General features: G+C 73.4%; 10 protein-coding genes. 4 read left to right on the top strand and 6 right to left on the bottom strand.

Features of this window, described 5'->3' with window-relative positions; all coding sequences use genetic code 11:
* Positions 1 to 11: 11 nt before the first annotated feature.
* Positions 12 to 2,783 carry an NPCBM/NEW2 domain-containing protein gene (locus NFU81_RS24430; RefSeq protein ID WP_251493537.1) on the bottom strand — a complete coding sequence of 924 codons (2,772 nt, stop codon included), beginning with the start codon at positions 2,781 to 2,783 and terminating at the stop codon, positions 12 to 14.
* A 367-nt stretch (positions 2,784 to 3,150) separates the two neighbouring features.
* Between NFU81_RS24430 and NFU81_RS24435 the strand changes: the two genes are divergently transcribed.
* Both NFU81_RS24435 and NFU81_RS24440 read left to right on the top strand, forming a co-directional pair.
* The gene (locus tag NFU81_RS24435) at positions 3,151 to 4,275 is read left to right on the top strand and encodes a MerR family transcriptional regulator (RefSeq protein ID WP_251493540.1); all 1,125 of its coding nucleotides are present in this window, start codon (positions 3,151 to 3,153) and stop codon (positions 4,273 to 4,275) included.
* A 5-nt stretch (positions 4,276 to 4,280) separates the two neighbouring features.
* The gene (locus NFU81_RS24440) at positions 4,281 to 5,600 is read left to right on the top strand and encodes an MFS transporter (protein WP_251493543.1); all 1,320 of its coding nucleotides are present in this window, start codon (positions 4,281 to 4,283) and stop codon (positions 5,598 to 5,600) included.
* On the opposite strand, the gene NFU81_RS24445 is transcribed toward NFU81_RS24440, so the two are convergent.
* From NFU81_RS24445 to NFU81_RS24465, 5 genes are all read right to left on the bottom strand, one after another.
* Positions 5,581 to 5,949, bottom strand: coding sequence for a VOC family protein (locus NFU81_RS24445; RefSeq protein WP_251493547.1), 369 nt, complete (start codon positions 5,947 to 5,949; stop codon positions 5,581 to 5,583). The two genes, NFU81_RS24440 and NFU81_RS24445, sit on opposite strands and share 20 nt — an antisense overlap.
* A gap of 111 nt (positions 5,950 to 6,060) precedes the next feature.
* The gene (locus NFU81_RS24450) at positions 6,061 to 7,395 is read right to left on the bottom strand and encodes an FAD-dependent oxidoreductase (RefSeq protein WP_251493551.1); all 1,335 of its coding nucleotides are present in this window, start codon (positions 7,393 to 7,395) and stop codon (positions 6,061 to 6,063) included.
* 299 nt (positions 7,396 to 7,694) lie between these two features.
* A complete protein-coding gene (locus NFU81_RS24455) occupies positions 7,695 to 8,189 on the bottom strand; it encodes a hypothetical protein (RefSeq protein ID WP_251493554.1) in 495 nt (164 codons plus the stop codon).
* Entirely contained in the window at positions 8,190 to 8,789 is a 600-nt protein-coding gene (locus NFU81_RS24460) for a metallophosphoesterase family protein (protein WP_308208319.1), read from the bottom strand.
* Positions 8,790 to 9,137: 348 nt separating this feature from the next.
* A complete protein-coding gene (locus tag NFU81_RS24465) occupies positions 9,138 to 9,587 on the bottom strand; it encodes a carboxymuconolactone decarboxylase family protein (protein ID WP_251493556.1) in 450 nt (149 codons plus the stop codon).
* 83 nt (positions 9,588 to 9,670) lie between these two features.
* Here NFU81_RS24465 and NFU81_RS24470 point away from each other — a divergent pair, with 83 nt between their 5' ends.
* Together NFU81_RS24470 and NFU81_RS24475 are read left to right on the top strand one after the other, a co-directional pair.
* Positions 9,671 to 10,582: a sigma-70 family RNA polymerase sigma factor gene (locus NFU81_RS24470; RefSeq protein WP_251493559.1), complete on the top strand. Its 912-nt coding sequence runs from the start codon at positions 9,671 to 9,673 to the stop codon at positions 10,580 to 10,582.
* A 95-nt stretch (positions 10,583 to 10,677) separates the two neighbouring features.
* On the top strand, positions 10,678 to 13,809 hold the full coding sequence (locus NFU81_RS24475) for an NHL domain-containing protein (protein WP_251493562.1): 3,132 nt from the start codon (positions 10,678 to 10,680) through the stop codon (positions 13,807 to 13,809).
* Positions 13,810 to 13,832 lie beyond the last annotated feature (23 nt).

Below are 13,832 nucleotides of genomic sequence, written 5' to 3' on the forward strand. Positions count from 1 at the left end.
CCTGATCCGTGTCAGCCGGAGCAGGTCAGGGTGGGCGTGGCCCAGTCCCCGTGGTCGTAGGCGTTGCCGTCCCCGGCGTCGCCGACGACGAGGTCGAGCATCTGGACGCCCGTCAGGTCCGCGCTGATCTGCTGGGCCGGGTCGTTGCCCCTGATCGTGCTGCTGGCGGCGAGCTTCTTGCCGTCGCCGAGCACGGTGAAGGTCATCGAGCCGCCACCGCCGGCGTCGGCGTCGTTGCCGACCGTCGAGGTGAACTTCGAGCAGTTGCCGCCGAGGTAGATCGTGACGTCACTGATCGAGTTCGTGCCCAGGCCCTTGGGGTAGACCGTGCCGTTGATGGTGAGCGGCCCGCCGTCGCCGGCGTTCGTACCGCCGACCGACAGGTCGCGCTCGACCGGTCCCCAGCCGTTGGTCGACGTCACGAAGTCCAGGTCGCTGACGGCGTTGACGCCGGACGGCGGCGGCGGGTTGACCACCGATACCTGGGCGTCCTGGCGCAGCCACTGCGCCACGCCCTGCTGGGCGAAGGTGGCCGTGGCGGTGATGCCGACCGTGGACGGCTTGTCGGTCGGTGCGGTCAGCTCCCAGGTGGCCACCACGCTGTGGCCGGGCTGGACCTCGCCGAACACCTGCGGCTGGCTGTCGAAGGTGAACCCGGGTGCGGTGAGGCTGACGTTGACGCCCTCCGCGGGCTTGGCGCCCCGCGGGACCGACACCGTGGTGGTGACCGTCACGGGCCTGCCGCGCTCGACGCTGGCCGGCGAGGCGGCGACGGCAAGGCCGGCCGAGGGCTGCCGGTCGCGGGTCGCCTGGAAGGACAGGTTGTCGAACTGGTCGGTGGCGTAGTGGGTCATGCCCAGGCCGCCGAGACCCGCGGAGTAGCTCGCGTCGTTGACCGTGCCGACGTCCTTGCCGTCGACCGAGGCGGTGATCGCCGTGCCGCTGAAGGACAGCGCCAGGCGGTGCCACTTGCCGGTGCCCAGCGCCGCGGTGGCCGAGCGGGTCAGCACGGTGCGGTGCCCGTTCGCGTCGCTCTTGAAGATCGTCCAGGCGCCGGTGTCGCTGATCTGGAAGAAGTAGCCCTGCTGGTGGGACTGCGGGCGGTTCTGGGTGCCGGCCCGCCCGATCAGCTCGACCGCGCCGGGCTTGGCCAGCTCCACGTCGGTCTGCAGCCGGTAGTCCTTCCACGTGGTGTCGCCGACCAGGGTGAAGGCGTCGGAGTCGTCCTGCCATTCGATGGGCTTGACCGCGGCCATCTGCTGCAGGCACTGGCCATCGCGGCCGGCCGCGCACTTCTGGACCTCGAAGGAGCCCTGCATGTCGGACAGGTAGCGCGCCTCGGTGCCGCTGACATCGTTGTCAAAGTTGTCGGTGTAAGGCAGCGCGAGCGCGTGTGCGGCCGGCGGGGTGGCGGTGCCCTTGCCCTGTCCTGTGGTGGTGGTCAGGGTGTAGACCCAGCCGGGCTCGGTGGTCAGCGAGTACGAGCCGTCGACCGGCGTGATGTCCTGCTGCCGGACCAGGTTCGTGGCCGCGCCGGGGCTGTTGACCTGGGTGGCCCACACGTGCACGGCGCCGGTGGACAGGCCGCCGGTGACGTGCAGGTTGACCGTCTGCGCGGTCTGCGCCGTGGTGGTCTCCACGATCGTGGAGTAGTCCTTGCCGTTCGGCGACTTCAGGCTGACGTAGGTGCCGTTGGACTCGCTGCCGCCGAGGTAGCCGGACGCGGAGTCGATGAACTTCCAGCCGGGCTCGGTGAACTGCGTGACCTGGGCGGTGGCCCAGGTGCTGGTGCCGATGGTGTAGTTGCCCGACCAGGGGGAGCCCGCGGTCGCCAGGCCCACCGTGCTGTAGGGCAGGTTGGGGTAGATCGCGGCGATCAGCGGCCAGTTGAAGTAGCTGGTCATCTTCGCGTCGATGTAGCCGCGGGTGATCGCCCTGATCAGCGCGGGCGCACCGGTGTTCATGTCCTGCGATCCGTTCTCGCTGTCCCACAGCGGCTTGCCGTTGTCCTTGGCCGCCTGGGTGCTGGAGCAGGTGTTCGCGTTGCCGCCGTCACCGCCCTCGCACGAGTAGTGCGTCCCGATGATGGACACGGCGTCGTTGAACGCCTTGTCCTTGGCCATGTCGTCGGCCACGCCCCAGCCCGAGTCGTCGGCCACCAGCTGCACACCGGAGTAGCCCGCCTTGTCCAGGGCCGCGCGCAGCTGGACGAACCAGCCGGCGTCGTGGCCGCGCTCGTTCCAGCCGCCGAGGTAGCTGATCGGCAGGCCGTGCTGCTTGGCGCAGCCGAGCCAGGAGATCAGGTAGTTGATGGTGTCGGTCGACCAGAAGCCGCCGTCGATCCAGCCCGGTGCCGCCCAGGCCAGGCCGTACAGGCCGATCTTCGGGTTGCGGGCCTTGGCCTGCTCGGCGAGCCAGAACTCGTAGCCCGCGTTGCAGTTGACCGTGCCGCGGGCGTGCTCGATCGACGGCTCCGAGCCGTCGGTGGAGTTCGCGTCGCCACCGATCTCGATCTTCAGCAGCTGCAGGTTCGCGCCGTAGCCCGGCTTGAACAGGTAGTCGAGGATCTGCGACTGCTGGGCCGCCGGATAGTCGGTCAGCAGGCGGGAGTTGCCGCCACCGCCGCTGATCGCCCCGATCCCGTCGAACGTACGCCCGCCCTGCGCCCCGTCCACCGTCACCGAGGTGTCGGGGGCCGCGTGGGCGGCCGAGGTGCTCATCGTGAGCAGCGCGGCCAGGAGGGCAACTACCCACAGCGGAGCGAGTCTTCGCGCGTGGGTCATTACGTGGAGCATGGTTGCCAACCCTTCATGAAGGAGGTTGGCGCACAGTGTTGTTTTCTGTTTGTCCTTGCGTCAATGATACTCACAAGAAAACTCAAAATGTCACGTGTCGTCGGCTGGAGCGGCAGTTGGGGACGGCCGCCACCGGTGCGCCCACGACCGCGCCCACCACACCGCCACGACCTCGCCGACCTCCTGCCCGCCCTCGGACAAGCCCACCTGGGGCTACGGCCACTGAGCCGCCGACCGACCCCCGCGCCGCGGCCCCGGTTCCGACCGGGGCCGCGGCGCGCGTGCTTGACCTTCACCTTGGGGGAAGCGGCAGCCTTGTCCGCACCGGTCACGGCGGCCGGGGCGAGGAGGAGCCGTGCGGCAACTGCTGACGATCGGGGCGTTCGCGCGGGCCGCGCGGCTGTCGCCGAAGGCGCTGCGGCACTACGACGAGCTGGGCCTGCTGCAACCGGCCCTGGTGGACGGCGAGTCGGGCTACCGCTACTACGATCCCGAGCAGTTGGAGCAGGCCCGGCTGATCGCCTGGCTGCGGCGCCTGGGCATGCCGCTGGCGCGCGTACGGCGGGTCTGCGGCCTGCCGGCGGCAGCCGCCGCCGAGGAGATCAGCGACTACTGGCGGCAGGTGCAGGCGGAGACCGCGGCACGCGGGCAGTTGGCCACCTTCCTCGTCGACTACCTGACGGGCAGCGGCAGTCCGGTGGGCGCGGCTCCCGCCGTGCTCGGCATCCGCTACGCCGCACGGTCGGAGTCGGGGCTGCTGCGCACCAGCAACGAGGACACCGCGTACGCCGGCCCCCGGCTGCTCGCGGTGGCCGACGGGGTCCGCGGTGCGGCCGGCGACCGCGCGAGCGCGGCGGCCGTGGCCGCGCTCCGGCCGCTGGAGACCCTGGCGGTGCCGGCAGGCGACCTGCTGGGCGCTCTCGCCGACGCCGTCGACACCGCGGACCGCACGATCGCGGAGATCGCCGCCTCGACGGCCGCCGGTGCGGCGGCCACCACGCTGACCGCGCTGCTGTGGTCGGGTTCGCAGCTCGCACTGGTGCACATCGGCGACACCAGGGCGTATCTCGTACGCGGCGGTGAGCTGTTCCGGATCACCCATGACCACACCTATGTGCAAAGGCTCGTCGACGAGGGCCGGCTGACCGCGGACGAGGCCGCCTCCCATCCGCAGCGGGCGCTGCTGGTACGGGCGTTGAGCGGGACCGGCGCGGCCAGGCCCGATCTGTCGCTGCACGCGGCCGCGGCCGGCGACCGCTACCTGCTGTGCTCCGACGGCCTGTCCACGGTCGTCCCCGACGGTGTGCTGCGCGAGCTGCTGGCGGGTGCCGACGGTCCGCGGCAGGCGCTCGACGCGCTGCTCGCGCGGGCGTACGCCGCCGGTGCGCCCGACAACGTCGCCTGCGTGGTCGCGGAGGTGGTCGCCCTGGAGGCGCCGGCCGGTCCTGGCGCCGGCCACGTCGGCGGCAACGGGCGGTGAGCGCGGTGGGGTTCAGGTTCCGCGGCACGTACACCGTCGACCGGCGCCCGCTGGCCGTGCCGGCCTTCCGGCGGCTGTGGGTGGCGTCCGTGGTCGGCGCGGTGGGCGGTTCGTTCAGCGTGGTCGCCGTCCCGACGCAGCTGTTCACGGTGACCGGGTCGTCGGCGGTCGTCGGCCTGTCCGCCGCGGTGTCGCTGGTCGCACTGGTCGTGGCGGCGCTGTGGGCGGGCGCCGCGGCGGACGCGCGGGATCGGCGTACGGTGCTGCTGGTCGCCCACTGCGGGCTGGCGCTGACGTACGCGGGGCTGTGGACCCAGGCGGCCCTCGGCGGGCGCTCGGTTCCCGTGCTGCTGGTGCTGGTGGCCTGCCAGGGGCTGGCCTTCGGCGCCATCATGACGACGATGGGCGCCGCGGTGCCGCGCCTCGTCCCCGCCGAGATGCTGCCCGCGGCCGTCAGCCTCGGCTCGCTGGTCCGCTACGCCGGGTCGATCCTGGGTCCCGTCCTGGCCGGCGTCCTGATCCCGGTGACCGGGCTCGGCATGCTGTACCTCTTCGACGCCGTCGCGCTGCTGGCGGTGCTGTGGGCCGTCGTCAGGCTGCCGCCGCTGCCGCCCCGGGCGGCGGCGCGCTCCCGCCAGGCCGGCTCCGTCCTGGGCCGGCTGCTGGGCGGCTTCCGCCACCTGGCGGCCAGCCGGCTGCTCATGGCGGTGCTGGCGGTGGACCTCGCGGCGATGGTCCTCGGCATGCCGGTCGCCCTCTTCCCCGAGCTGGCCCAGCGCGCCTATGGCCGGGCGGAGGGCGGCGGTCCGGCCCTCGGCCTGCTCTACGCGGCCTACCCGGCCGGGGTCTTCGCGGTCGGCCTGCTGTCGGGCACCTTCACCCGCGCCCGGCGCCACGGCGCGCTGCTGGCGGCGGCCGCGGCCGCGTGGGGTGCCTGCGTCGTCCTGCTCGGCCTCGCCCCCGTCCTGTGGCTCGCGCTGGCGGCCCTCGCGCTCGGCGGCGCGGTGAACTTCGTCCTGAGCACGTTCCGCAACGCCCTCACCCAGTCCCTCACCGACGACGCCCTGCGAGGTCGCGTCCAGGGGTCGCTCACCGTCGTCACGATCGGCGGGCCGCAGATCGGCAACCTGCTGCACGGCGCGGCCGGTTCGGCCTTCGGCGCGCGGCCGGCGATCTGCGCCGGCGGGCTGCTGACGGTGCTGGCCGTGGCGGTGATCGTGCGGGCGGTGCCCGAGCTGGGGCGCTACGCGGCGCCGGCCGGCACCGGACGGACACACGCGGTGGGCCGGACGCCGGGAGCGGGCGTCAGCCGCCGGGTGCCCTGACGATGCAGAAGGGGTGCCCGGCCGGGTCGGTGAGGACGCGGAACCTCGCGTCGTCCGGCTGGGGTTCGGGCTTGCCCGCGCCCAGCGCCAGCAGCCGGGCCTCGGCCTCGTCGAGGTCGACGTCGACCGTGAAGTCCAGGTGCGACTGCTGGGGCACCGTCTGGCCCGGCCACTGCGGCGCCCGGTAGCCGTCGACCCGCTGGAAGCCGATGAACAGGCCGTCCCCGCTGGTGAGCCCGGCGAATCCGGCGTCGCTCTTCGGATGCGGTTCGAGGCCGGTCGCCTGCTGGTAGAAGGCGGCGAGCGCCGGCGGGTCGGGGCAGTCGAGGGTGATCGCGCTCAACGTCATCAACGGGTGCTGCACGGCGCCTCCGGGCGGGTCGGCGGACTTCTCCCGCCGCCCACCTTACGAGGCCGCCGCCCGCCCTACGAGGCCGCCGCCCGCCGCCGCGGGCGGAGGTCACGCCCGGCGGCGGGTGGCACGTACCGCGACCCGGGGCGTCAGCAGCGCCTCGGGGCGGCGGTTGAGCGAGAGCACCGCGAAGAACGCCTCGCACGCCACCGGGTCGGTGTTGGCGGCGACCAGCACCCGTGCCAGGTAGTCCTGCTGCAGCCGGCCGAACCTGCCGGGCTTCGGCCCGTCGGTGCCCGGATAGCGGGCGTCCTCACCCGTGGCGATCAGCCAGGCCGCCTTGACGCAGCGCGCGACGGCCCGCTGCGTCTCGCGCGCCCGCGCGGCGATCTCGGCGGGCTCGCGCCCCGCGGCCTGTTCCGCGATGGCCTGGGCCTGGAGCGCCGCGACCGTCATGCCGTGCCCGTAGACGGGGTTGAAGCGGCACAGCGCGTCCCCGGTCACCACCAGGCCGCGCGGCCAGCGCTTGGCGCGCTCGAAGTGCGTCCACTCGTTCGCCGTCGCCCGGAAGGCGACCGCGTCCGTCAGCGGCTCCGCGCCGTCGAGCGCGGCGGACAGCTCGGGCGAGCGCAGCGACGAGGCGAAGGCGAGCCAGGCGCCCTCCTCGACCGGCGGTTGGTGCTCGCCCTGCCCGATCAGCGTGACCAGCCACCTGTCGCCGTCGATCGGCACGATCACCCCGCCGCGCGGCACCTCGGGATTGCCCTGCAGGTACATCGCCCGCCAGGGGCCGCCGGCGACCGGGCGCCGGTAGTAGCGGGAGGAGTAGCCCAGATGGGCGTCGACGCGCTCCGGGGCGGGCACCGGGTAGCCGAGCCGCAGCAGCCATTCGGCGGTGCGGGAGCTGCGGCCGGTGGCGACCACCACCAGGGACGCCGGCAGTGTGGACTCCCGCCCGCCGCCGCGTTCGCGCAGGCGTACGCCGCTGACCGCCGTGTCGCCCGGCGCCGGGAGGAGGCCGGTCGCCTCCTGGCGGCTCATCAGGGTGACCGCCGACCGGTCGACGATCCTGCGCCGCAGCGTCGACTCCAGCACCTCGCGCGAGACGGACAGGTAGCGCGCGCCCGGCACGCCCGCGAACCAGCCCGCGGGCGAGAGCCAGCGCATCTGCGAGGGGGCGTCGATGACGGCCGCCCCGGCCGCTTCGAGGTCCGCGCCGACCCCGGGCACCAGCTCTTCCAGGGCCTGCAGGCCGCGCGACCAGAGGATGTGCACATGCCTCGACTGCGGTACGCCGGCCCGGAATTCCGCCGGCCCGTCGGTGACCGCGTCCCGTTCGACGACCGTGACCTGCTCGAACCGCCGGGCCAGCGCGTGGGCCGCAAGCAACCCGGACACCCCGGCCCCCACCACGACCGCATGGCCCGTCTCGTCGACCGCCATCGCGTACCCCCTCCTCCGATGACTGCACTCCGTATCATCCCGCATACGATGAGTGAGTGACAGGGCGCGTATATCAGGCGTTGTCGGCATCAACTCCGCGCGCCGTCGCGACTTTCCGCCACCGGGCGCACGGGCCGGTACGCCGGCGCGATCCGCACGCCATCGGCGCGGCGCCGGACGGCGCCGAGGGCGGGCACGGGGTACGTGCCCGCCCTCGGTCCTGCCGCGGCGTCAGGCGGCGGTCGCTGTGGCGGCGGTGGCGGTCGCAGTCGCGGTCGCAGTCGCAGTCGCAGTCGCAGTCAGCCGACCGTGATGGTCCGAGAGGCCGTGACCGGCGCGAGCGAGTCGGCGCCGGTGTAGGCGCGCATCGAGTCGTTCGCCACCGTCACGGTCACCGAGCCGCGGCGCAGCGCGGTGAGCGTCCGGGTCAGCGGGTCGTGGATCGCGACCTTGCCCTTGCGGCGGGCCTCCTCGACCGCCTGCTTCCCGCTGCCGACGGCCAGGCTCGACGAGCCGCCCCAGTCCACCGACATCGGGTAGCGCGGCGGCACCACCCGGGTGCCCGCCGACACGCCCTCGGGCTGCACGATGCTGCCGGACAGCTGCGCCGTCCCGCCCACCCGCAGCGAGCCGGGCGCGTCGAGCGTGACGGACTGCGCGAAGGCGCGCACGTCGCCCTCCAGCCACTGCCGGCCCGCGCCCAGGCCCGCGTCGACGGACCAGTCGACCCACCCGGTGAAACCGCCCCGGTCCGGGGTGCCGTACGGGTCCTTGCCCGACGAGGGCAGCACCACCTACGGGACGCCCTCGACGCGGTGGACGTCGGCGATCTGGGCGTGCGAGCCGACCGTCGCGGCGCCCTTGCCGGTGCCGTTCCTGAAGTCGGTGAGCATCTTCTCCACGAGTGCGGCCTCGTCGCGGTCGCCGAGCTGGCTGGACCTGGTCTCGGCCGGGTCGTCCACCGGGTGGTGGGCGAAGACCAGGACGTTGTGCACCGAGGGGTCCTTCCTGGCGTCGGCGAGCGCCTGCTGCATCATCGGCAGCTGGTCCCATGCGGTGCCGCGCAGCGACCCCAGCGAGCTGGCGAGCAGGATGAACCGGGTGCCCTTGTGGTCGAACGTCCGGTACGGCTGCCCGAATTCGCCGGTGAAGTCCGTCAGGTCGGACCGGACGTTGTTCAGGCCGTACGACTCGTGGTTGCCCGGCACGTAGTAGCACGGGACCGAACCGGCCGCCGGGTCCGGCGTGCTGTCCGCGGCCGGCTCCTGACCGACCGGGATGAGGTCGCACCCGGCGTCGGTGAGCACCTTGCGGGCCAGCGCGAGGTCCTGCGGCAGGCCGCGGTCGGTGATGTCGCCGTTGAGGACGATCAGGTCGGGCCTGGTCGTGCGGATGCGCTCCGTCGGCGAACGCGGCGGCCGGTCCGGCCGCCACCACGGTCGCGGCGGCGAGCACCGCGAACAGCGGCCTCGTACACCGGTGGCTCAGGACCCTCGGTCTCAGGTGCACCTCGGCTGGTAGGGACGCGGAGGCGGCGCCCCCGCCGCCCCCGGTTCCGCCGAGGGCGCGCACTGATCCAAAGGACCGACCGAGGAGCGCGGGTGACACCGCCTGGAGCACGCAGTGAACCCTGGGGGAAGGAGCGGTGGTCGACCGGTCGGTGGGCGTCCCGGTGCCGAGTCCGGTCCGCCGCGGGCGGCCGGCACGTGCCCCGCGGCTGCGGGGGCCGCGCCGGCCCGTGCTCACCAGGTCTTTCCGGCCTGCTCGCCGATCGTGCGGTTGATCCGGTTGAAGAAGTTGGTCGTCGCGATCTCCAGGGTGATGGCGGACAGTTGCTTCGGGTCGAAGTGGGCGGCGGCGGTGTCCCAGATCTCGTCGGTCACCCCCGCCGCGCCGTCCTGGAGCCGGGTGGCGGCCTCGGTCAGCGCGAGTGCGGCCCTCTCCTCGTCGGTGAAGAAGGGGGTGTCGCGCCACGCGACCACGTGGTGCAGCCGCTCCTCGCTCTCGCCGAGCTTCCGCGCCGACTCGACCGCGGCGAAAACGCACGGGCTGCAGCCGTTGATCTGGCTGGCGCGCAGGTGGACGAGCGAGAGCAGGCCCGGGGCGACGCCGCCGTCGCCGATCGCCTTGTGGAGGTGCTGGATCGCGGTGATCAGGTCGGGGCTCGGCGCGCTGTTCGTACGTGCTTGCATCGGTCCTGCTCCTTCATCGGTTACCTGGCCCCGTCCGGGGCCGTCATCACCCATGACGGAGCCGATCGCAGGAAGGTAACCCGATGTCCGACAGCAGCCCGGCAGACCCGGTGGCCGAGGTGTTCGAGGCGCAGCGCGAGCGGCTGCGCGCGGTCGCCTACCGCATGCTCGGCTCGCACGCCGACGCCGAGGACGCGGTCCAGGACGCCTGGCTGCGGCTCTGCCGCCAGGACCCGGCGGAGATCGGCAACCTGGCCGGCTGGCTGACCACCGTGGTCGGGCGGATCAGCCTGGACGTCCTGCGGTCGCGCAGGACCCGGCCGGACGTGTCCTACGACGTCCGGCTGCCCGAGCTGGCGGTGACGCCCGGCGGCGGTCCGGGTCCCGAGGACGACGCGGCGCTCGCCGAGTCGGTCGGGCTCGCGCTGCTGGTGGTCCTCGACGCGCTGGGGCCGAGCGAGCGGCTGGCGTTCGTGCTGCACGACCTGTTCGCGGTGCCGTTCGACGAGATCGGCCGGATCCTCGGCAAGTCGACGGCCGCCGCCAAGATGCTCGCCAGCCGCGCCCGCAAGAAGGTGCGGGCGGCCGAGCGGCCGGCGGGCGCAGGGCGGGAGCAGCGCGAAGTGGTCACGGCCTTCCTGGCGGCGGCCCGCCGCGGCGACTTCGAGGGGCTGCTGCGGGTGCTCGACCCCGAGGTGCGGTTGACCGTCGACTCCCCCGCGGGGGTGGTGGTCACCCTCGGCGCCACCGCGGTGGCCGGCGGCGCGAAGCTGTCCGCGGGTGCGGCCGGCGGCGGGCGGGCGGTGCTGGTCGGCGGGCGGCCGGGGGTCGTCTCCTGGCGTACGGACGGCACGCCGCTGGCGGTCCTCGCGTTCACCGTCGCCGGCGGCCGGATCACCGAGATGACGGTGGTGACGAACCCGGCGCGGCTCGCGCGGATGGACCTGCCGCGTCCGGGACCGGACCTGGGGACCGATCGGGCCGAACTCCCCTGATTCACACGTGTACATGACGATTGTTCACGCGGGCGTCAACCGCCGGAAAGGAACGGTCCTCATCGCATCCGTTGCCCTGTACATCAATATGGATCATGAGACTTCAGAAGAAGGCCCGCTGGGCGGCTGTGGCGGCGATCGCCGCGGCCGCGACGGCGTTCGGCCTGGTGGGAGCGGACAACGGGGGCGGGTCGGCCGCGGCGGCGAGCACCGGCCAGCGGTACTCCGCCGCGTGCCCGGCCGCGGACGCGGTCAGCCCCGCGCTGGACAGCAACCTGATCGCCAACCCCGGCGCCGAGCACTTCACGGCGGTCACCGACCTCGGCGCACCCGCCGGTGACACGCAGTACGTCCCGGACTGCTGGGAGGCGTCCTCCCCGATGGACGCGCCGGGCGCCGTCCTGGAGTCGTACGCGTCGTCGACTCCCGGCCAGTCCGGCGGCCGCACCTTCTACGGCGGCTACGACTACGAGTCCCCGCAGGTCTCGGTCGTGGGCGTCACCACGACGGCCACCCAGATGATCGACGTCAGCGCGCTGGACGCGGGCGGGAAGTCGTTCACGCTGACCGGTGCGATCGGCGGGTACACGACCCAGGCCGACTACGCGACGGTCACCGCCGCGTTCCAGGACGCGCAGGGCGCCGCCCTGGGCTCCGCGGCCATCGGCCCGGTCAACGCCGCCCAGCGCGGCAGCGTCACCAGCCTCGTCCCCGAGGCGGCGGTCGGCACCGTACCGGCCGGCACCGCCAAGGTCGTGGTCACGGTCGCGTCGACCGGTGTCAGCGCCGGCTACGGCATCGACGGCCGGGCCGACAGCCTGAACCTGACCATCGCCTCGGGCAGCAGCGGCCAGCACTACACCGCGCCCTGCCCGGCCGCCGACCAGGTCGCCCCGGCACTGAACGCCAACCTGATCGCCAACCCCGGGGCCGAGGACTTCACCGACGCCACCGCGCTCGGCGCGCCCGACGGCGACGACCGGACCGTCGCGAACTGCTGGACCAGCACCTCCCCGCTCAACGCACCGGACGGCACACAGGAGTCGCGCCCGTCGACGTACCCGGGGGTGACCGGCGGGCGGGTCTTCTACGGCGGCACCAACCCCGGCACCGTCCAGGTCGCGGGCGTGGTCACCACCGGCACCCAGCTGATCGACGTCAGCTCCCTGAAGCCGGACGGCCAGCCGTTCAAGCTGACCGGTGAGGTCGGCGGCTACTCGACGCAGAGCGACTACGCGCAGGTCGTCGCGACCTTCCAGGACGCCGGCGGCGCGAGCCTGGGCACCGCGGGCATCGGCCCGGCCACCACCGCCCAGCGCGGCGGCACCTCCGAGCTGCTGACCGACGGCACCTACGGCGTGGTCCCGCCCGGGACCAAGAAGGTCCTGGTCACCATCATCACGGTGGCCGTCGACAGCGGCGCCGACAGCGACGGCGCGGCCGACAACCTGAACCTGACGATCGGTCTGAAGGCCGCGGGCCAGAGCTACACCGCGCCCTGCCCGGCCGCCGACCAGGTCACCCCGGCGCTGAACGCCAACCTGATCGCCAACCCCGGCGCCGAGGACTGGACCGCCGCGACCGCGCTGGGCGCCCCGCTGGGCGACGACCAGACCGTCGCCGACTGCTGGACCAGCACCTCGCCGCTCAATCCGCCCGACGGCACGCAGGAGTCGCGCACCTCGACGTACCCGGGGGTGACCGGCAGCCGGGTCTTCTACGGCGGCACCAACCCCAGCACCGTCTCGATCCCGGGCGTCACCACCTCGGGCATCCAGTCGATCGACGTCAGTGCGCTGGACACCGACGGCCAGCCCTTCAGCCTGTCGGGCGACCTCGGCGGCTACTCCACGCAGAGCGACTACGCGACCGTCACCGCCGCGTTCCAGGACGCCAAGGGCGCCACCGTCGGCACCGCGGTCATCGGCCCGGTCACCGCGGGCCAGCGCAACAACATCTCCAGCCTGGTCCACCAGGCCTGGCACGGCACCGTGCCGAACGGCACCGAGAAGGTGCTGGTCACGATCGCCACGGTCGGCGTCAGCAGCGGCGCGAACAGCGACGGCACCGCCGACGACGTCAACCTGACGATCGGTTCGAGCGCGGCACCGTCAGGACCGATCCTGCAGACGATGCACTACACCTCGGTGGGCGACGACGCGGGCACCCATGTGGACCCGGGCTCCGGCGCGGTCGTCCCCAACGTCACCCCTGGCTCGCTCTACCGCCCGGCGGGCCTGTCCGTGCTCAGCGGCTCGGTCTACGTGTCGAACACCGGTGACAACGTGGTCGCCAGGCTGCGGGACGGCGGCACCTCGATCCTGGCCGGCGACCTGGAGGGCTCGGGCGAGAAGGGCGACGGCGGCAAGGCCGACGCGGCCACGATGTACCAGCCGGCCGGCACCGCGGTGGACGCCGACGGCAACGTCTTCATCGCCGACAGCGGCGACAACGTCGTCCGCGAGGTCACGGCAGGCGGCGTCATCCAGCGCTTCGCGGGCAGCGGCACCGCGGGCAGCAGGCTGTCCCTGAGCGCCCGTTCGGTCCAGCTGGACCACCCGGGTGCGGTCGCGGTCAGCGCGGCGAAGAACGTCTACATCTGCGACACCCACAACAACCGGGTGCTCGTGGTGTCCCCGAAGCAGCTCGTCATCGGGGTGATCGGCACCGGCGGCGCCGGGTACTCCGGCGACGGAAGGCCTGCCGCGCTCTCCCGGCTCAACCAGCCGACCGGCCTCGCGCTCGACGCGAAGAGCAACCTCTACATCGCCGACTCGGCCAACAACGTGATCCGCCGGGTGGACGCCAGGACCGGGGTCATCACCACGGTCGCGGGCAACTACGCGGCAGGCCGGGCGCACGACGGACTCGGCGGCTTCTCCGGCGACGGCGGCGCCGCGACCGCCGCGCAGCTCAACGACCCGCAGGGGGTGGCCGTCGACGGTGCGGGAGACCTCTTCGTGGCCGACACCTTCAACAACGCGATCCGCGAGATCACCCCGGACGGGATCATCACGACCGTGGTGAACTCCTCGGCCCTGCCCGGCGGGGAGAGCAGCGGCGCGGCCCCGGCCGCCTCGAAGCTGCACACCCCGCAGGCGGTGGCCGTCGACCCGGCCACGAACTTCCTCTACATCGCGGACACGCACAACAACGCCGTCGCGCAGGTACTCGGCGTCGCGCGCCCCGGCGCCGCGGCGGGGCCGGTGGCCCCCGCGACGTCCTGACCCGGCCCCACGAGACGAAGAAG

Source organism: Actinacidiphila cocklensis, assembly GCF_907177275.1.
GTDB lineage: Bacteria > Actinomycetota > Actinomycetes > Streptomycetales > Streptomycetaceae > Actinacidiphila > Actinacidiphila cocklensis.